This is a genomic window from Blautia caecimuris (assembly GCF_024622975.1).
Taxonomy (GTDB): Bacteria; Bacillota; Clostridia; order Lachnospirales; family Lachnospiraceae; genus Blautia_A; species Blautia_A caecimuris.
The window spans coordinates 73,018-93,410 of sequence record NZ_JANJZT010000009.1; the positions used below are offsets into that span (position 1 = coordinate 73,018).

The 20,393-nt window shown below is 44.4% G+C and carries 15 protein-coding genes; 3 read left to right on the forward strand and 12 right to left on the reverse strand.

Translation table 11 applies throughout. The features are described 5' to 3' along the window. Window positions 1–141 precede the first annotated feature (141 nt). The 12 genes from NSA57_RS07750 to NSA57_RS07805 form a co-directional block, all read right to left on the reverse strand. Window positions 142–1,698 (reverse strand): ABC-F family ATP-binding cassette domain-containing protein, encoded by a 1,557-nt coding sequence (locus NSA57_RS07750; RefSeq protein ID WP_257464483.1) that lies wholly within the window; start codon window positions 1,696–1,698, stop codon window positions 142–144. A gap of 157 nt (window positions 1,699–1,855) precedes the next feature. After that, window positions 1,856–2,668, reverse strand: coding sequence for an acyltransferase domain-containing protein (locus tag NSA57_RS07755; protein WP_257464484.1), 813 nt, complete (start codon window positions 2,666–2,668; stop codon window positions 1,856–1,858). Window position 2,669: 1 nt separating this feature from the next. Next, entirely contained in the window at window positions 2,670–3,938 is a 1,269-nt protein-coding gene (locus NSA57_RS07760) for a Gfo/Idh/MocA family protein (protein WP_257464485.1), read from the reverse strand. Between the two features lie 15 nt (window positions 3,939–3,953). After that, window positions 3,954–4,811 carry a carbohydrate ABC transporter permease gene (locus NSA57_RS07765; protein WP_257464486.1) on the reverse strand — a complete coding sequence of 286 codons (858 nt, stop codon included), beginning with the start codon at window positions 4,809–4,811 and terminating at the stop codon, window positions 3,954–3,956. Then, complete coding sequence (locus NSA57_RS07770; RefSeq protein WP_022068120.1) at window positions 4,808–5,740, reverse strand: carbohydrate ABC transporter permease; 933 nt, start codon at window positions 5,738–5,740, stop codon at window positions 4,808–4,810. Before NSA57_RS07770 ends, NSA57_RS07765 begins: the two co-directional genes overlap by 4 nt. 67 nt (window positions 5,741–5,807) lie before the next feature. Further along, window positions 5,808–7,088, reverse strand: coding sequence for an ABC transporter substrate-binding protein (locus NSA57_RS07775; protein WP_257464487.1), 1,281 nt, complete (start codon window positions 7,086–7,088; stop codon window positions 5,808–5,810). Between the two features lie 159 nt (window positions 7,089–7,247). Continuing rightward, entirely contained in the window at window positions 7,248–8,513 is a 1,266-nt protein-coding gene (locus NSA57_RS07780; RefSeq protein ID WP_257464488.1) for an ABC transporter substrate-binding protein, read from the reverse strand. Then, window positions 8,503–9,264, reverse strand: coding sequence for a response regulator transcription factor (locus NSA57_RS07785; protein ID WP_177274253.1), 762 nt, complete (start codon window positions 9,262–9,264; stop codon window positions 8,503–8,505). Before NSA57_RS07785 ends, NSA57_RS07780 begins: the two co-directional genes overlap by 11 nt. Further along, entirely contained in the window at window positions 9,242–10,996 is a 1,755-nt protein-coding gene (locus NSA57_RS07790; RefSeq protein WP_257464489.1) for a sensor histidine kinase, read from the reverse strand. The genes NSA57_RS07785 and NSA57_RS07790 overlap by 23 nt, the downstream gene beginning before the upstream one ends. A 34-nt stretch (window positions 10,997–11,030) precedes the next feature. Further along, entirely contained in the window at window positions 11,031–12,671 is a 1,641-nt protein-coding gene (locus NSA57_RS07795; protein WP_257464490.1) for a DUF4091 domain-containing protein, read from the reverse strand. A gap of 91 nt (window positions 12,672–12,762) precedes the next feature. Then, the gene (locus NSA57_RS07800; protein ID WP_257464491.1) at window positions 12,763–14,121 is read right to left on the reverse strand and encodes a carbohydrate ABC transporter permease; all 1,359 of its coding nucleotides are present in this window, start codon (window positions 14,119–14,121) and stop codon (window positions 12,763–12,765) included. Window positions 14,122–14,134: 13 nt separating this feature from the next. Next, window positions 14,135–15,055 (reverse strand): carbohydrate ABC transporter permease, encoded by a 921-nt coding sequence (locus NSA57_RS07805; RefSeq protein ID WP_257464492.1) that lies wholly within the window; start codon window positions 15,053–15,055, stop codon window positions 14,135–14,137. Between the two features lie 264 nt (window positions 15,056–15,319). Between NSA57_RS07805 and NSA57_RS07810 the strand changes: the two genes are divergently transcribed. From NSA57_RS07810 to NSA57_RS07820, 3 genes are all read left to right on the forward strand, one after another. Continuing rightward, entirely contained in the window at window positions 15,320–16,636 is a 1,317-nt protein-coding gene (locus tag NSA57_RS07810; protein WP_257464493.1) for an extracellular solute-binding protein, read from the forward strand. 138 nt (window positions 16,637–16,774) lie between these two features. Then, window positions 16,775–18,724, forward strand: a complete 1,950-nt coding sequence (locus tag NSA57_RS07815) for a sensor histidine kinase (protein WP_257464494.1) — start codon at window positions 16,775–16,777, stop codon at window positions 18,722–18,724. Continuing rightward, on the forward strand, window positions 18,721–20,265 hold the full coding sequence (locus NSA57_RS07820) for a response regulator (protein WP_257464495.1): 1,545 nt from the start codon (window positions 18,721–18,723) through the stop codon (window positions 20,263–20,265). The genes NSA57_RS07815 and NSA57_RS07820 overlap by 4 nt, the downstream gene beginning before the upstream one ends. The last annotated feature ends 128 nt before the right edge of the window (window positions 20,266–20,393 follow it).

Sequence of the window (20,393 nt, forward strand, 5' to 3'; positions counted from 1 at the left end):
TATCTCATCGGAACCTGTTCTGATTTTTCTGTAAATCTGCCAGGTATCACTCCGATTTTCAGGATATTGTATCACCTTTTTCCGGAAAAGTCATTGGATATTCTGTAATAAAGAAAATCTTTATATAATCTTTATACGCTTTTACAGCACCTTTGTGGTCCATTTGCTCATATCCCACACCTGGTTTACCACATCCTGATAAAATTCCGGCTCGTGGCAGATCAGAAGCAGACTTCCTCTGTACTCTCTCAGAGCTTTTTTCAGCTCGTCCTTGGCGTCCACATCCAGATGATTGGTAGGCTCGTCCAGAACAAGGATATTTGTATCACGATTTACCAGCTTGCACAGACGCACCTTTGCCTGCTCGCCGCCGCTTAAAACCCGCACCTGGCTTTCAATGTGCTTGGTTGTCAGACCACATTTTGCAAGAGCGGAACGGATCTCATACTGACTATAAGAAGGAAATTCCTGCCACAGTTCTTCGATACAGGTATTTTTATTGTCTCCCTTTACTTCCTGCTCGAAATATCCGATCTGAAGGTTTTCTCCCTGGTCGCAGGAACCGGAAAGAGACGGGATCAGCCCCAGCATACTTTTCAGAAGGGTTGTCTTTCCAATTCCGTTGGTTCCCACCAGAGCGATCTTCTGACCTCTCTCCATATAGAAATTCAAAGGCTTTGACAGAGGTTCCCCATAGCCGATCACCAGATTATGTGTCTCAAAAAGCATTTTTCCGGGAGTCCGTCCATAACGGAAGTTAAATTCCGGCTTCGGTTTTTCCGCTGCCAGTTCGATCACATCCATTTTGTCCAGCTTTTTCTGACGGGACATAGCCATATTTCTGGTGGATACACGGGCCTTATTCCTTGCAACAAAATCCTTCAGTTCACTGATCTCCTGCTGCTGACGGCGATAAGCCGCCTCCAGCTGGGCTTTTTTCACCGCATAGACCTCCTGAAAATGATCGTAATCGCCCACATAACGGTTCAGCTCCTGATTTTCCATATGATAAATAAGATTCACCACTTCATTTAAAAAGGGAATATCATGAGAGATCAGGATAAACGCATTCTCATACTCCAGAAGATACCGCTTCAGCCATGCAATATGCTCCTCGTCCAGATAATTGGTAGGCTCGTCCAGAAGAAGGATATCCGGTTTCTCCAGAAGGAGTTTTGCCAGAAGAATCTTCGTTCTCTGTCCGCCGCTCAGATCTGTTACGTCACGTTCCAGTCCCAGATCCAGAAGTCCCAACGCTCTTGCAACCTCTTCCACCCTGGCGTCGATCACATAAAAGTCATGAAGGGTCAGCTCATCCTGAATATTTCCCAGTTCCTCCATCAGTGCATCCATTTCCTCCGGATCCGCACTTCCCAGCATATCGCAGATTTCGTTCATACGCTGCTCCTTCTGAAGAAGGGGATCAAAAGCAGATTTCAGCACGTCACGGATGGTCATGCCTTTTTCCAGGACCGCATGCTGATCCAGATAGCCTGCCCGGACATTTTTTGCCCATTCCACCTTTCCCTCATCCGGCATCAGCTTCCCTGTCACAATATTCATAAAAGTGGATTTTCCTTCCCCGTTGGCTCCGATTAGACCAATGTGTTCTCCTTTCAGAAGACGGAAGGACACGTCGGTAAAAATAGCACGGTCTCCAAATCCATGTGACAGATGTTCTACGTTCAAAATACTCATAAAATACCCCCTGATGATTTCTGTTATGTTCTATACAGGATCCCTGTCCTGTACTGTATCAGCATCTTTCTCTGTTTTTACAGAGTTTCGTCTGCTATTATATTATTTCTTATAACAAAAATCAATCAGAGGGTTATGATAAAACATGAAATTTTCCCTAATCTGCAGCTATCACACCCAGGCCGCTGCCAAGCCTGCCGCCCTGCTTCAGATATTTCCGTGCATTTCTCTGAAGGCTGGTATTTTCCGGATATTTTTCCGGATCCTCCATCAGGCAGTCAAAAATCCTTTCTTCCCCTTCCCGGAACTGAAAATCCACCGACTGGATCTCAAACATCTGCTGAAAGCGGAGAATATTGGATTTTTCATCCAAAAGCTCCTTTAATCCGGGAAAAAGCAGCCAGGAATGGCATACATACGGAAGCTCTCCACCCCAGAATTTCCGTCCCATATCCAGAGATTCTCTGCAGGCTTCCGGATCCAGCGGCTGCCCCTCAGGGATATGTATACTGATCACCGGATCGCCCACTGCTGTCTTCCTGCCTTTATATTCAAATTCCCACAAAGATTCTGTTTTTTCAAACTGCAGTCTGCCCAGACGAAAAAGCGTCATTTCCACATGACGCCACAGCCATTCATATTCCTGAATCCCGTATTCCCCGTATCTTCGGAAACATACCTGACACCAGACGGCAATATCGGAAAAGGTGTCAAAAAACACCCTGTCTCCGATTCCTTCTCTCTGATATTTCTCATATGTTTCACATGCAAGTCTGCAGTAATAATAAAGAAACCTTTGTCTGTATCCGGCAAGAGATGCGATCTCCCGGAAAATTTCCTCTCTGTCTGTAAAAAACAGTTCACGGACATACTGATATCGGACTTCAGAGATCTCCTCATTCATTTTTTCCACAATACACACTGCGCCGGAAGGCAGACCGATCTCTGTGCAAAACCTTCTCAGATCCATATTACCGCTCCTCTGCTTCTTTTCGGAATTCCCTGAGATCCACGGTCTCTCCTGTCACTCTGGATCTTTCTGCCGCAAGAGCGATCAGATGGCTTTCCACAGACACGGAAGCTCCGGAGCGTACCTGGACGCTGTCCTCTCTCAGATACCTTACAAAATCCTTCATCATATTTGTATCGCTTCCGCTGTGCCCTGTAGGTGGTGTATAAAGCCGGATGATTTCCTTTTCCCCTGTGGAAAAGTCAGAAAGCTCTATCTCTCCAAGCTCCATATTTCCCCTGAGTTCTCCTTTGGTTCCCATAATATGGATCCTTCTGGCACAGTTTTCCGTGAAGGCGCTCATAGTCATATTGACGGTTACATGGTTTTCAAATTCCAGATTCACAACCTGATGATCCACCACATTATTGTCACAATGGAACACACAGCGTCCATAAGGACCTGTCTTTAACGCTTCAAGAACTGCTTTTCTGTCGGTATCCGCAGATACCGCATGGATGAATCCGTCCGCTTCTGCTTTTGGATGCTCAAAGTAAAACTTCGGTGCATAAAAAGCACACTGATCCCTGTGAGGACATCCATCCAGACAATAAGCAGGAGCACCTTCCGGTGCATTTTCTTCTTTGAAATATGTCAGATCTCCAAAAGAGCTGACCTTCGTACAGGAGCTTCCTGCCAGCCACAGAAGAATATCCATATCATGGCAGCATTTCTGCAGGATCATGGGACTGGTTTCATCACTGCGTCTCCAGTTTCCCCGCACAAAGCTGTGGGCATGATGCCAGTAGCCAACCTCTTCAATATGCTGAATACTGATCAGTCTTCCAAGGCGATCTTCCTCAATAAGATTTTTAATCCTGGAGAAAAAGGAAGAATACCGCAGAACATGACAGATCATCAGGATCCTTCCATATTTTTCTGCCATATTTCCCATCGTGACAATTTCCGAAGCATCCGGAGACATAGGTTTTTCACAGAGTACATGATATCCTTTTTCCAGAGCCTTTGTTACCGGTTCAAAATGCATGGTATCCTGTGTACAGACAAGGGCACAGTCTGCCATTTTTTCCTCTTCCAACAGTTCCCTATAATCCTGATAGCAGCGTTCCTCCGGTATCCCGTGAACCTCTGCAATCAGATTTCTTCTTTCCTCATCCGGTTCTGCTACTGCAACGATCTTCAGATCTTCCGGATGACTCTGAGCATAGGCGGCATACACCCAGCCGCCCCGCAGACCTGCTCCGATCAAAACTGCCGTTATCACTTTCATGTTTTTTCCTCCTTTTTAACCTTTTACCGCACCGCCGGAAAGAGCTTCCACAAAGAATTTACTGAACACACAGTACAGAATCACAGGCGGCAGGATAATAATCACCATTGCCGAAAACAGACCATTGTAATTGGTACGGAAGGATGTGGTAAACGTGGACAAAAGCGCCGGAACCGTCAGCTTTTCTCTGTCAACGATCACCAGTGAAGCCCAGTAATACTCATTCCAGTTATTCAGAAAAGCCAGAACTCCCGCAGTCATGATTCCGGGTCTTGCAATCGGAAAAATCACCTTCCACCAGGTCATGGCATAACCGCATCCATCGATTCTGGCTGCCTCTTCAAGTTCGTGTGGTATATTTGCATAATAATTTTTGATTACAAAAAAGCTGACTGCCAGCCCGCTGCATGCATAAATAAAGATCAGGGCTCCTCTGGTATTATAAATATGCATTTTATTTACCAGATTGTAAACCGGATAGGTAAGGGCTGTAGCCGGAATGAACATAGTAGAATACAGCATCAAGTTCACCAGCTTTTTCCCCTTAAATTCCATTCTTGCCACTACATAGGCGGACATGGAGATCATCAGGATACTGATGACTACGGATACACCGGCAATAATCATACTGTTTCCGAAATATCTCATAACATGAAGATCACGGAAAGTGGAAATATATCCATCCAGACAGATAGATTCCGGAAGCTGAAACCCGGGTCTTGCCAGCGGGTCTTTTTTCAGACTGGAGATGAACAGCCAGACCAGAGGCATCAGAGCCACCAGAACTGCCCATGCAAGACAGATATAGGTAAAGATCTTTGTTCCCCGGGACATTGTACGTACCTGGGGATTGGATTTCATTTTTCTGTTCATGACTGACCTCCGTTTCTTCGGATTCTTTTTCCTTTAAAAAGCTGACTGTACAGAAGATTTACAAATACAATGATCAGCATACCTGCAAGGATCTGGATCACTGCTACCGCATTTGCACGGCCAAATTGTGTTCTTGTACTTGTGATTGCAAGCTCACGGATCACATAACTGATACTGTAGGTTCCTGCTGCTCCCTTTGTCAGGAAATAAACCTCATTATAAAGCAGGAAGCCCGCTGTTGCCGAAAGGATAGATACCGTACGAAGCGTATCCTTGATCATGGGAATAGTGATATACCAGTCCTGCTTCAGACCACTGGCGCCGTCCAGCATAGCTGCCTCTCTTACATCTTCCGGTACTGCCATAATATTTCCCAGGATCATCAGTGTAGTGGTTCCTGTAAAAAAGATATAGGCACAGGTCATGGCGATAAATGCCGGTCCCTTGAGAAGAAGTATATTTTCGGAAAAATTCTGTTTAAATAAACGAATCACCGGATTCACTACTCCGTATAACGGACTGTACAGCTGCAGAAAGATCATACCCATGGCTGCAGATGAAATCATGCTGGGGATGATATATACATTTCTTGCAAATTTTACCCCCTTTACTTTACGGGAAAATGCAAGAGCGATCAAAGCAGAAACAGGTATCTGCACAAACACTCCCAGAAGCGCCCATATAGTAGAATTCCGAAGAGCTTCCCAGAAATACGGATACAGCTCAAAAATATATTTGTAGTTATTCCACATGTCCGCAAATCCAAAAAACTCCGGGCTGGTAATATTGGTATAATCCCATTTGCAGAAAGAGGTCACAAAGACTGTTACAATAGGATAAAGATAAAATAATACAAATGCAATTACTGTGGGAGCAAGAAAGGCCAGGATAAAGCCTTTTCTCTTCCAGCTCATATTCCTTGTTTTCATAATCGGTTTCCTCCACTTTTTATGATGATAAAAAGGAGACGGCCGAAGCCGCCTCCTACTACCGCCTTTATGCAACAAGGGCTGTCAGCTCCTGCTTTAACTGCTCAAAACGTGCGTCAATATCGGTCCCTTCAACTGCTGATTCCATCAGTGCATTGATGATAGCGCTTCCTACGTCAGACCCCCATACATAGTTCAGATCAGTCACTACAGTTTCTGCAGAATTTACCTGTGTACATGCTTCTGCAAGTTTCTGAGTGATCGGATCACCGCTTTCTTCTGCAAGTGCCTTCAGGTCAAGTGTGGTATTGCATGGATTTGCCTGTACACCGGTAAAGATCTTTGCCTGTACCTCAGGACTTACCATATATGCCAGGAATTCCAGTGCCAGTTCTGTTTCTGCTTCACTTAAATTAGCAGAAATGGAATGACCGGATCCGGCTGTTACAACGGAAACATTGCCCGGGAAGATCTGAGATTCAATCTTATCTGCAAGACCGGCATCAATTCCACTTGCATTCCATACACCATTAAAGAGAACTGCTGCTTTTCCGTTTTTATTAAAATCATCCATAAGGTTTCCAACATCTTCTGTGGTATGGTCGGATCCGTTTGCCTGATCAAGTTTTGCTGCTGTCTTAAAAGCTTCTGCAAACGCTTCGGATTCAATCCCTTCCGGTGTCAGTTCTCCTTTAAGAAGCTCTCTGCCCTCTTCTGTAGATGCAAGAACTGCATTAATGATATAACGGGATCCCTGTCCTGCAGCATATCCATATGTATCTCCACCCAGCTCATGGACCTTATCCATAGCTACTCCAAAGCTTTCCCAGTCTTTAAACGCTTCTTCTGCTGTGATACCTGCCTGCTCAAATACTTCCGTATTATACCAGAGTCCACGGCTTTCCAGCTGGTCATGAACGGTATAAATATGACCGTCCACATCATTCTGTGTATAGTTCAGACCTACCGCATCCTGAAGATTGTTTTCATCAATATATGGTTTCAGGTCAAGAACAAGCCCCTGGCTGATGGCTGCCAGTGAAAGAGGAAGTCCGCAGTCTACCATATCCGGGAAGTTTCCGCCTGCTACCTCAGCACTGACGATCTCATCTCTGTTCTCTACAGCGATCGGCTCAAACTTTACTTCTCCGTCTGCATGAGTTTTTGCAAACTCGTCATAAATATCTCTCATTACCTTTGCTGCCGGCCACTCGCTCTCATCATGGTAGTATCCGTGATAAAACTCCAGAGTGTCTTCTTCTCCCGCAAATGCAGTCACAGTAGATCCCATAACCGCTGCCATTGTCATTGCTCCTGCAAGAAGAATACTGATAGTTCTTTTTTTCATTTCTTTTCCCTCCATAACATGAAATAGTTTTTGTTTTCCGTCTTGTGCATTTCTGCTTAACTTGCATTTATTTTATTTCATTTTATGGTTGTTTTGAATGAAAGATATTGACTGCAATCCAGGATTATTTTTACTTTTTTACAAAAATATGGATTATTTTTACTTCAGAGAATGAAGAAATTCCTCATCAGAGATTTCTCCTTTCAGAACATCATCAATTCCTTCCATAAAATTGTCTCTGGCACCGCTGCTCCACAGGTTGTCGGGAACCTGTATCCTGATTCCGGCTTCCTTTACCGTATCTGCCGCCTGTACAAAGCGCTCCATTTTCTTTTGATATTTCCGGATATCTATATGAGGATTCGCAGGAACCTGCTCTGTTTCTTTCAAAATCCGTTCCTGTACCGGCTGACTGAGCATGTATTTCACAAACCGGACGCTTGCCTCCTGCTTTTTTTCATCTCCCGTTTTTCCAAGGATATATCCAAGACATGCCGACTCGCATGATATTTTTTCTCCTTCCCCGGAAGGGATCAGCGCATAGGCAGCGTCTATCTGATCTGAGATCATAGGCGCGCCCCAGATCCCGTTAATGTACATAGCTGTTTTTCCATCATTAAACGCATCTGTTTCATCCCGATAGCTGTAATCTCCATTTGCCCTGGAATACCGATAGATTTTCCGCAGGGTATCAAGAGCTTCTTTCACAGCCTTTTCCTCCAGATAAAGCCGATGGTTCTGAGCCACACTTCCATTTGTAAAATCCTGGGCCGCAAGAATATGATCCATAAAATAAAGGTATGCCTCTGACGACATCTGAAGACATTCTACACCGTTCTGTTCTGCTTTTGCCCAACTATCGATCTGATCGCATGCCTTAAGAAATTCCTCCCAGGTATCCGGAAGCTCCTCTACCCCCGCTGCCTGAAAAATCCCCTGGTCATACCAGTAACCTCCGCTTAAAAGAAGCACATCCGATATGGTAAAAAGCTGCTCTTCCCCTGTAGTCCAGAAGTCGATATTTACAGGAGCAAGATTCCCTGCAAATTCCCGGTCTTCTCTGATATATGGCATCAGATCGAGGGCAAGATCATTTTCCGTCATAAACTGATATACCGTATCTTTACCGGATCCTCCCAGAAATACCAGATCCGGGATTTCTCCTACCACAAGCATATCCTCAACCTTACGGACCATTTCGCTTCCGGAGGGCATAGAAAGCTGGTTCAGCTTTACATCAGGATTTTCCTTTTCAAAATCCTGATAAATATCCCGCATGACCACATGATCCTCTTCCGTAGTCCCCCATCCGTGGATCAGAGTGATCTCTACCGGTTCCGGCGCTTTTTCTCCACATCCTGCCAGAAAAATGGCAGAAAGAAACGCCAGCCCTGAAATTCTCAGAAGCTTTTTCTTACTCTTCATTTACGCCCCTCTTCCCACTTTGATACTCCTTGGGGGAAACCCCCGTGTATCTTTTAAAGATTCTGGAAAAATACCCTGTATCGTCAAACCCTACCGACTGAGAGATCTCATAAATCTTTCTGTCCGTAGTTTCCATATATACCTTGGCTTTTTCGATTCTTTTTTTCAGAATCACATCAAAAAGATTCTGCCCGCTTTCTTTTTTATAAAGCCTGCTTAAATAACTGCTGTTTGCATGAAGCTCTTCTGCGATATCGTTAAGGGTGATCTTTTTGCTGTAATTCTTTTCAATGTATTCCTGAACCTGGTCATAAAGACTTTCTGCCACTTTTTTCTCCGGCAGTTTTACCAGCTCCTCCTCCAGTTCTTTTTTCTGTTTCTGCAGCTTCCGGGTTACCTTTTCCACTGCAGGAGGAAGCTCTTCCAGAACCGAAAGCTTCAGAACATAATCCGCTACATCATACCGGATGGCTGTTCTTGCATATTCAAAGTCTGTATAGGCGCTCAGGATGATTGTCTGGGTTTCCGGGTACTTTTCATAAAGCTGTCTGCATACCTCCAGTCCGTCGATCTCCGGCATACGGATGTCCGTAATCACAATATCCGGGTGTTCTTCTTCCACACACTGAAGAAGCTCTCTGCCGTTGTTTACCACACGGATCAGTTCACAGCCCATTTTTTCCCAGTTCATCAGTTTTTTCAGAGCGGTTCTGAGATACGCCTCATCATCAGCTGCTGCTACTTTCCACATATACGCTTCCCCTTTCTGCAGGCAGAATGATTTCTGCCCTTGTTCCTACATTTTTTTCTCCTGTAATCTTCATACAGTATCTGTCGTGATAGAGGATTTCCAGCAGGCGTTTCATATTAGCCAGCCCTGTATGAGTATGCTCCGTTTCTTCTTCCAGATCGATTTCCAGGTCTTCTGCGCGTTCCTCATACCCTACTCCATTGTCTTCCACTACAATATGGAGCATGTCATCCTGCTCAAAAAGACGGATCCGAACCATACCCCCGCCGCTTTTTGGCTCGATCCCATGGGACACTGCATTTTCCACCAGGTTTTCAATAAGAAGCCTTGGAATCCTGAAATTCTTCACATCCTCGCTTCCATATTCGATCTCATAGGAAAGCTGGTCTTCAAACCGGCTTTTCTGAAGATAAAGATAAAAATCCACCAGTTCCATTTCCTGAGATACCGGAATACGGATTTCCTTTTCCCGGAATATTTTGCCCCGCATCAGTCCGGAAAATGCCTGAAGTCCCCTGTACAGCTCCTCATCTCCGGCAAGTCTGGCACGGATGCTGAACATGGCAAGGATATTAAACTGGAAATGAGGATTGATCTGTGCCTGCAGATACTTGGTCTGTGACCGGGCTGCAAGAAGCTGTTTCTCATAGACCTGCTCGATGAGATACTGGATCCTTTCTGCCATTTCATTAAAGATCACACTGATCTCATGGATCTCGGAAATAGAAGAATCCTCCATACGAACATCCAGATCCTTTTTTCCAAATGCCTCCAGATTATCTGCCAGAGTCTTTAACGGTCTGGTAAACCGAAAACTGATTCCCAGCATCATGGCTCCAATAAATATAAGAGCCAGAAAGACCACTGCAAAAAAAGTAACCATAGTAGGTTTCAGAATCACATAAATATTATCCATTCCCACAGATACCGCCGCGCAGGTACCAAATCCTGTTCCCATAGACGCATAAAGAGTCCTGATTCCTGCGATCCTTTTTTCTCCCACGTCATTCAGTTCCAGATGGTTCAGCTCTCCGGCTGTCTGCTCCGCCCCTGCGGAGATCAGGATATTTTTTTGCTGGTCGCTGACAATCCAGTTTCCATGACTGTAGGTTCCTATCTGGGCAAAAATATCCCGGATGCCCTCTTTTGCGATTCCAAGAACGCAAATTCCCAGCTCTTCCATGCCGTCTCCATAAACACGAAAACAGAGGTTGATCTCATCAGCCCCTGACGTCATCTGATATCTTTCTTCTGTTTGGCGGAAATCTCGCATCATTTCCAGATAACCGATCTCCTTGTTTCGTCCTGCCGAAACAGTCATTGGATAGTAATGCTCCCTGACATACTCATCCTTTTTATTAAACAGACACACACTGGTCACAAAAGGACTCTGTCCTTCTGTCATATTCCGATTGGAAAATAATTCCATACTGTAGGAAAGCTGTTTTTCCATTTCTGCCCTGTCTGTCCAGTCTGCGTCAAAAAAATCCTGCAGTGTGGAATTGTGGCGGATCATCACTGCCCCGTCCTGAATAAACTGCATTTTTGACTGATAGTTCTGAAGGGTATTCTGGAGGATATTTTCCATATCCTCCCTGATATTCCCCAGAAAAAACACAAAAAACATCACGATCATCACTGTTCCAAAAAGAACCAGCGCGCCAAAAGATGTTGCCATCGTCAGCAGTGTGATCTCTCTTTTTAATGTCCGTTTCTTTTTTCTGCCGCTCATGCTCTCTCCTGTCTGTTTTCTGCCGGTCTTCCGGTCAGCTGTATTTTTCCAGACTTTCCAGAAGCTGTGCATAAACCCGGTCAAGTTTCTCCGGATCCCTGCTGTATGTATGATTATTCGTAAACATCTGATCCAGCAGCCGGTCATGAAGCTGCGGATCTTTTTTCAGGAGCAGTCCCCAAAGTGCCGCATCCTCTGCTCCTCTTCGCTGTGCTTCCAGACGCATACTGATCTCCGGTTCCTCTTTTCCCGGATACACCAGAAAAGAATCACCACAGGGAAAGGCAGTTCCTATTCCTGTATCATTCGGACAGCTGGTTCCTTTGAATGGATCCATTCCTCCCGGAAACTGGTTAAATCCCCAGTGGAGGAATCCGGAAATCCTGTTTCTGGCACAGCCCCAGAACAGAAGCCTTCCACGTATCAGATGAAAATCCAGAAAACGATTAAGCCATTCTCCCTCCGGCCCGCAGCAGACATAAGTCCACACAGTTTCACCCAGACGGATAAGCTGATCAAACTCAGCCTTCTTTTTTTCATATCCGGCTGTTCCCGGAACCCAGATATCCACTCCTCCATAAAACTCCGCAGTATCAACCGCTTCTATGATCTGTACACCAGGAAGATATTTCCGAAGGATACCTGCAGCCAGATAATACTGCCGGCGCCTTGCCTCCAGAGCCTCCCGGTCCTTTACATGGATATCCGGCTCATCATGGATATGGAACAGGATCTTTTTTTCCCATCCGTGCTTTTTCAGATAGGAAGCCAGCGCCTGTACCAGCTTCACTGTATGAACATAACCTTCCAGTGTATCAAACTTCAGATTTTTATCCATCATACAGGTAAAGCTGTCCGTATACATATCCGGACTTCCGTCCGGAAGAAATCCACGGTGAAGAAGCGCTCCAATCTCCATGATTTCCATTCCTTCTTCAAAAAAGCATTGAATCACCGGTGTTAAGTACTCAAAGTCAAAAGCAATCGGTTCTTTGGTGTTTACGCATTTCTCGTCCAGCTGAATATAAAAAATTTTCTGATGCAGTCTCCTCATAGCGCGGATGTATACTCTCAGCATATCCAGATACTCCGGTGTTCCCATTTCCACATGATGGAACCGGCTTATTGCCTCCAGGGAAAACCAGTTTGTAACGGGAAACGCATCCTCTGGAATCCGCACGCTGCAGACCTTTACGGACACACCGCCTTCCCAGAAGCCTTCTTCTGTTTCTGCCCCAAGACTCAGGTGGTATTCTCCCGGCTCCAGATCCTTGTCCGGCACAAGGCAGAGATACGCTGCGGCCTTCCGGTTCTTTACGGAAATCTCTCCGCTGTCTGTTCTGCAAAGACAGTCATAAACACGAAAAGGTGCCAGACGGGTCACATAATCCGGTTTGACTCCTGGCGGTGTTTCCAGCACCATAGCGCCTCCCTGGGAAACTCCGTCTCCGGTATTATATTCCACCGGAATGTCTTTCATTTCATACCATTCTCCACAAAAACCCTTTCCCTTCAGGAAAAAGTTCACCTTTTTTCCACTGGTCTCAAGTATCAGCTGGATCCCCGGTCTGCCGTTTCCAGCCATGGTGATCTGCAGTTCCTCCGGAAGTCTGCCGCACAGACTGTCCGGATAGAGAAATTCTTCTCTTGTGGTTACCATACCTGTTAATTCCATAATACACTCCTGCCTCTATGATTTTATCATACCTTTTTTTCCAGTTTTCAGCAACAGGATTCTTCTGTTTTTCAATTATTGCACCTTATTGTCAGCCTTTGACTCCTGATGCCGCAATGCTCTGCTTCAGCTGTCTGGAAAACAGAATAGACAACAGTATCACTGGTGTGATGGTCACAACAGCAAGCCCCATCAGAGCATTCTGTTTGGTTCCTGCATTATTGGAAATATTATAAAGAGCCACATTTAAGGTCCACAGATTCTGATCCTCTGTTACCAGCCATGCCCAGAAAAAATCATTCCAGTTTCCAATAAATGTCTGCAGCGCAATAAGAGAAATAATCGGCTTGGACAGGGGCATACATATTCTGGAATAAAGATACCAGCTTCCGGCTCCGTCCAACGCGGCTGCTTCAAAATAGCTTCCCGGGATCTGATCAAAAAATCCCTTGTACAGATACACATAAAATCCATAGGGATATAAAAATGGAAGCAAAAGAGCCGCATAGTTATTATAAGCTCCCATTTCCCGGTACATGATCAGCTGCGGAAGCATAATACTGGCAAAGGGGATCATCATTCCCCCCAGGAAAAACATCAGTACAAATTTACCGGCTCTCTGAGAGAGCTGACGGCTGATCACGAATGCACAGACAGAACACAGGATCACCTGGGCGATCATTGCAAATCCGATCACGATGACGCTGTTCATCACAAAAGTCAGAAATCCGTATTTTACAACCCTTTCACTTTGGGGATAAATATAGGCCGGCATATCCAGATAATATTTGAAGCTTTCCAGACTGAGAAGGTTTTTGGTTCTGTTTCCAATACTGACCAGCGTTCCTGCTGTAGTATATTTTTCCTGGATCACAGGCGCTATCTGATCCTGAAACTCATCTGCCAGCCCTTCTTCCGGTACTTTATCGATTCCGTTTTCATCAAACTCATAACCAATGGATTCACAGGCACGGACATAACGGTCATCATGAAGAAGGATTTCTTTTTTGATTGCAGTTCTTTTGTAAATTCCATAATCGCATTCCATCTGAAGCTTCATCTGATGCGCTCTCGAATGGAACAAAGTTCTGCCTTCTCTGGTTCCATAAACATGTATCTCCATAATCGACTGATCTGCAAATTTAAAGTTGGTTCCAAACATTACAAGAACATTATCCTTAAGCATCTGATCCTTCATTTCTTCTGCATCCTGAAATTCCTGCCCGGTATAATCCAGCACAAAGGATACGCTGTTTGCCTTTCCCGGAAGAAGCTTCGGAGGAACCTTATAAATCTGGGAATTATCCTTCATGGCGCTGGATACGGCAAAAACCAGCGGATACAGCATCAGCGCTGCAAAAAGCAGAGACACTGTAACTGCAGCAATTTTCAGAAAGCGTTCGGATTTTCCGCAGCGGATTCTGTTTTTTCTGTTTTTCTTTCTCTTCATGTCCATGCCTCCTTTAATTCTTCTCTGACTTCTCAAAATGCATCTGAAGCATGGTCAGTACCGCGATCACGATCAAAAGTACCACCGAAGCAGCTGAACCACGGCCATAATTCAGATCATCATTAAATGCATTATAGATAAAAATACCTTGTGTGGTAGAAGCTCCGCTGGGTCCTCCGGACGCATACATGTATGGAGCATCCAGAAGCTGCATGGTAGTGATCACACACATGATCAACTGGATAAAGATCATAAAAGAAATATTCGGAAGAATAATATGTCTGATTTTTTTAAATCCGGTACATCCGTCCAGAGCTGCCGATTCCATAATGTCTGTAGATACCCCCTGAATCGCAGACAGATAAAGAAGCACTGTCAGTCCTCCGCCCAGTACCCCTGGAAAGATAATACAGAATTTGACCAGATCCGGATCACTGAGCCATACCTGCGGCTCTCCGCCAAAGAATTTTACGATCTGATTTGCCACGCCATAATCCGGATGCCATATCCACCTCCAGATGATCACATTTACTGAAGTCGGAATCAGCGCCGGAAGGATATAAAGAGTGGTCAGGCATTTCTGCAGCCTGATCAGCTCATTAAGCAGAAGCGCCTGGATCAAAGGGATAAAAAAACACATGCACAACTGAAGGAGCAGAAAAATAAATGTATTTTTCCAGGACTCCCAGTAAAACTGCATCTGGAACATTTCCAGGTAATTTTTCAGCCCCACGAATCTTCCCGGGGGATTTATGGGGTCATATTTAAAAAGTGAAATATAAAAAGCACTGAAAATCGGATAATATTTCAGCCAGACCGTAAAAGCCATAGGGAGAAATAAAATACACCAGGGTGTTACTTTTTTACGGAATGTATAGCTTCCCGGCTTTGCGGTAAAGGATTTTTTCTTTTTCGTACTCATTTTTGCACTCATTTTCCATACCTCCATTTTCTGCATAATCCTGTTAAGATAAAGTATAAAAAAAATTACTTTTCAGGAAAATATACATAGCTTACTTTTATGTCACCTTTTTTAACCTCTTCATTTTTTCCTGGAAGACACCTTAAAAAAAGTGACATTTCTATGAAATATGGTTAAATTTATTCTATTTTCAGAATCCTTGTAATCTGTTATGATTAGTTCAGGACAAAATACCGGCACAAGATCAATGGACCGGATAAAAAGGAGGATTTCATTATGATGAAGAAGAAACTACTGGCCACACTGCTCACGCTTTCCATGACAGCCACAACTCTGGCCGGAGCTGCTGTTGTTTCTGCAGCAGAAGAGCACGAACCGGTTGAACTTACCATCTGGGTAACAAGCCGTAATCAGGATGACTGGTATCTTTCCATGGAAGAAAAATTCCTGGAAGAGCATCCATGGATCACATTAAACAAAGTTGTCAAAGAAGGAGATCCGGGAAATGAATTTTATCAGGGCGTTGCCTCCGGAACTGCTCCTGATCTGGTAAACTGCTCCTTTACCATGATGGATTCTTATATTGCAGCAGGAATCCTGGAGCCACTGAATGCCTATACCGACAGCTGGGATGAATGGGGAAGCTTTACCAAGGAATATGTGGATATGTTTACAAAAGACGATAATATTTATGGAATCCCATCTACAGTTGCTCCCATGCTTTTTGGCTATAATAAGGCTCTCTTTGCAGAGGCAGGTCTGGAAGCTGCTCCAAAAACATGGGAAGAGGCACTGGATTTTGCAAAGAAAATCAACAATCCCGACAATCAGGTTGCCGGATATGCCACTCTGGCTGCTGAATGGACTGAATGGTTCTTCCAGTATTATGTATGGCAGGCAGGCGGCGATCTGACAAAAGAAAACGAAGACGGAACAGCAGAACTGACCTTTACGGATCCGGCTGTGATCGAAGCTGCCAAATATTATCAGCAGTTAAAGAGCGAGGGTGTACTCCAGAGTGATCTGACCCTGAAATTCGGCGATCTTACCGCTGATTTCGCAATGGGCAAGATCGGCATGATGCCATTTGCATCTGACTGGGTTGCCGACACTGTATCCAATGGTATGGACCCGGATGATCTGGGACTGTGCCTGCCGCCTGCAGGACCTTCCGGTGAGCAGACTACTGCTATTGCAGGTACTGCTTATGTGATCAACGCAAAATCAGATCAGGCCAAAAAAGATGCTGCATGGGAATACATCAGCTTCTATAACTCCAAAGATTATTTTGCATCTTACTTTGAAAACCTTGCAACCAAAGGCGCTCTGAGCCCGGTGATCATTCCTCGTGATGACATGAGTGTGACTGATTTCTATGATTTCCCGGAAGAATACAGAGATGTTCTGGAAGCAGCAAAAACTGTTGGACGCCTGGAATTCTACGGAAAAGCAGATTTCGGCTCCTATGTTGACCGTGCAGTCCAGAAGATCCTCACTGATCCAAATGCGGATCCGGAAAAAGAATTTGCAGATGCTCAGAAGCTCTGTGAGACCGAGGCTCTGGAAAGCTTTAATGAAGCCAATAAGAAATAAATCCTATCCATTTTCTTTTATATGCCAAAGGAGTGCGGTTGGTCCGCACTCCTTTTATTGTGTCTTTTTCCCAAAAACAGTGTTATAATAAAAAATAATTCATGCATTATGTTTACATACATGTTACGGAGGTCCCAAATGAAATTCATCCATATGATCCGCACAGCAAAACAAAAATGGAATTCTCTGGTAACAAAACAGCTCCGAAAGGTGGGTATCTTTAAACGCCTGAATGTTTCCTTTCTTGCACTCCTGCTTATCTCAGCGCTGTTTCTTACCTTTTTTTCCTTTTTCCAGTATTCCAGAGAGATCAATCTGAACCTTACCCGCTATACCTCTATGCTGGTCCAGAACACCCGGCTGAAAATACAGGATACCATGGAAGAATATGAAAATATGGCGCTCAATTTTTATAATGACAGCCGGATCATCAGAGCTATCTCCGAAAATTCTGCTCTGCCGGAAAACAGAAGTCCCGGTCAGGAGCAGCTGTTTCAGACAAACACCTTTCTGATCGAAAACAGGCTCTATTCTTTGCGCCAGAACAAAAAACATATTGTAAACATCCAGTTTGTCACTCCCTCCCGCCAGTACCATATGGTAGAGGATAACGGCTTTCAGAGAGGCGGCACTATCCGGGATCTGGACGCCTTTTACAAGTCCGATTTCTATCTTGTTCCACAGGATAAACGGGGATATCCTGTCTGGATGGACGACAAAGAACAGACAGGGATTTTTTATAAAAATGAACAGGTTGTCTATGGTTTTGCAAATATCATCACCATGGAAATTGCTGTATATGAACCAAATACCAGAGATTTTCTGGGCATACTGCTTTTTAACATTGACCGCAGTACCTTTTCCGATATCGAAACTCCTTCCGGAAACAACGACCAAGGAAATATTTTCCTGATCGGAAAAAGCGGAGTACTTACCTGGTTTGATCCCAGCATCAAATCTCCTTCTTTTCCACGTATTCCGGAACTTTTTGAAGAAATGCTGCAAAAAAGAAAAAGTATAGAACAGATTCAGCTGGACCGCCAGAACATTCTTCTGGCTTACGAACAGATTCCTGACACAGAAATGTTTGCCTGCTACATTGCCAGCCTGGATACACTATTGGCACACTCCTACCATATCCGGAATCTCTGTGTCCTGGTATTGATCGGCACAGTGATTGCCTGCTTTATACTTTCCTATTATGTTACCTTCAGCATTTCAGATCCACTGAAAAAACTGAACCGGGTCATGAAAAAAACAGGAAGCGGTAAATGGACAGCCCGATATGAGAACAGCGGACATGACGAGATCACTGCACTGGGAGATCGTTTCAACGAAATGGCTGAAAACACCAACCAGCTGATCGACCAGGTATATCTCTCAGAAATTCACCGTCAGAAGCTGCAACTCAGCTGGAAAAATGCCCAGTTAGACGCTATGCTTATGCAGATCAATCCACATTTTCTTTATAATACTCTGGATATCATCCGCTGGGAGGCCATGTATGAAGCAGACGGGGAAAGTCCGGTTACAGAAATGATTGAAAAATTCAGCCGCCTCTGCCGTCTGGGAATGAAAACAGGAGGCAATACCATCACACTCAGGGAAGGAATCGAACATGCTTCTATTTATCTGGATGTGATCAATTTCCGCCACAGCGAAAAAATACAGCTGTTCCTGGAAACAGAGGTAGACGATCAGTCTGTTTACATTCCGCAGTTTATTCTTCAGCCAATCATGGAAAATGCTGTCGTCCATGCTTTTGGAGATGCCAGCAGCGGATATTTTATCAGAATCCATTCTTCAGCCTGCGATAATGTCCTTCATATTCTCGTGGAGGATAACGGACGGGGAATGGAAAAAAACGAACTTCACTCTCTTCAGCTTTCTCTGAACAGAGATGAAGCTCCGGACGAAAGTATCGGACTGGTAAACGTCAACCAGCGGATCCGGCTTTTTTACGGGGAATCCTATGGACTGCAAATCTCCAGTACTCCTGGAAAAGGCACCCGGATAGAAATTTTGCTTCCCCTTAGAAATCATTCTGAAAATATGACAGACATCACAGGAGGTACAGACAGCTTATGACCTATCAGGTATTAATCGTAGATGATGAAGAAATTGTATGCCGGGGACTGACCCGTTTTGTAAAATGGAGCAACTATGGTTTTCAGGTGGCCGGAACTGCATCCGATGGAGAGGAAGCTCTGTCTCTGCTCAAAAAAACACATATTGATGTTGTGTTTATGGATATCCGTATGCCGGGAATGACAGGACTGGAGCTTCTTAAGATTCTCAGAAAAGAATATCCTGCAGTTAAAGCTGTAATCCTGAGCGGATACTCTGATTTTTCCTATGCCCAGGAGGCCATCCGTAATGGTGCCAGCGACTATCTGACCAAACCTGTTGTCCTGAAAGACATTGAAGTACTTCTGGAACGTCTCCGCGGAGAGTTTGCCATCCGTCAAAAAGAATCACAGATTCACACTAACCGCCTGGAAGCCCTGCTATTATCCTCAGCCAAAGGTTATTCTCAGATAGATTCTGACAGATATGATCTTCCGAATCTGAAACAATGGTATGGATTTTCTATGATTTTAAAAAACAAGGAATTGTGCCAACAGGATATTGATTTAAAAAAACAGCAGATGAGAAATCAGCTTACATCTCTGATTCCCTCTGCCATATTTCTGGATGATGAGATATTTTCACTTTTTGTTCTGCTTCCCTGGGACTCGGATTCTTCCTTTGATTCCCTTACCTCTCTTCTGGAACAGCTTTGCTCTGGTCTTGAAGAATGGTTTTGCGGTGCCAGCAGCCGGAAATTCGGGCTTGAAAAGATCCACGAGGGCTGGGAGGAAGCACGCAGAGCACGTCATTATCACCGTGCAGGTACCAGAGATTCTATCATCCTCTACCAGAATATTGAGCAGCTTTTTTCAGCCGGTTCTCAGTCTCTTCAGGATATTCTCCCTGAAATTTTCCGCAGGCTTACGAATCCGGAGACGCGTATAAATGCCATCCCCTTGTTAGAAGAGGCTATGCATTCGCTTCTTGATCAGTCTCCATCCCTTACCCAGTACCAGACCGCCTGCATCAGTTTCCTGATTGAACTGAACAGCTATCTGAAGGATCTTCGTCTGAACGAAGAAGAACTGCATACACAACTCAATTCCACCCTCAGCCACATTCTTCTGGCACGAAGTCATAAAAGCAGTGCAGATTCTATGACTTCTTATATAGAATGGCTTATTTCACTGCTCAACCGATCAGATGAACAGACACTGAGTAAGGATGTCATCCGGGAAATCCAGCTTTTTATCTGCCAGCACTATGCTGAAAATATCAGCCTGAATTTCCTGGCAGAGCAGTTTTATCTCCATCCCAATTACCTGAGCCGTCTTTTTAAAGAAAAAACAGGACATAATTTCATTGAATATCTTACAGAAGTACGAATGGAAAAAGTAAAAGAACTTCTTCTTAGCTCCGATAAAATAATAATTGAAATCTGTGATATGGCCGGATACGACAATCCCCGGTATTTCAGCAAAGTATTTAAACAATACACGGGAATGACACCCAGAGAATACCGTGATAGTCTCCCTCAAAAAAGCCCTGAAAAAATATAAATTTCTGTTGATTATATAAGAGAAAAGGGCTGTCAAAAACAGACAGTCCTTTTCTCAGTACAGTTCTATGCAGTTGTACCTGATTATAAATTATCATATACTTTTCAAACCAATTATACCCTGCCTCT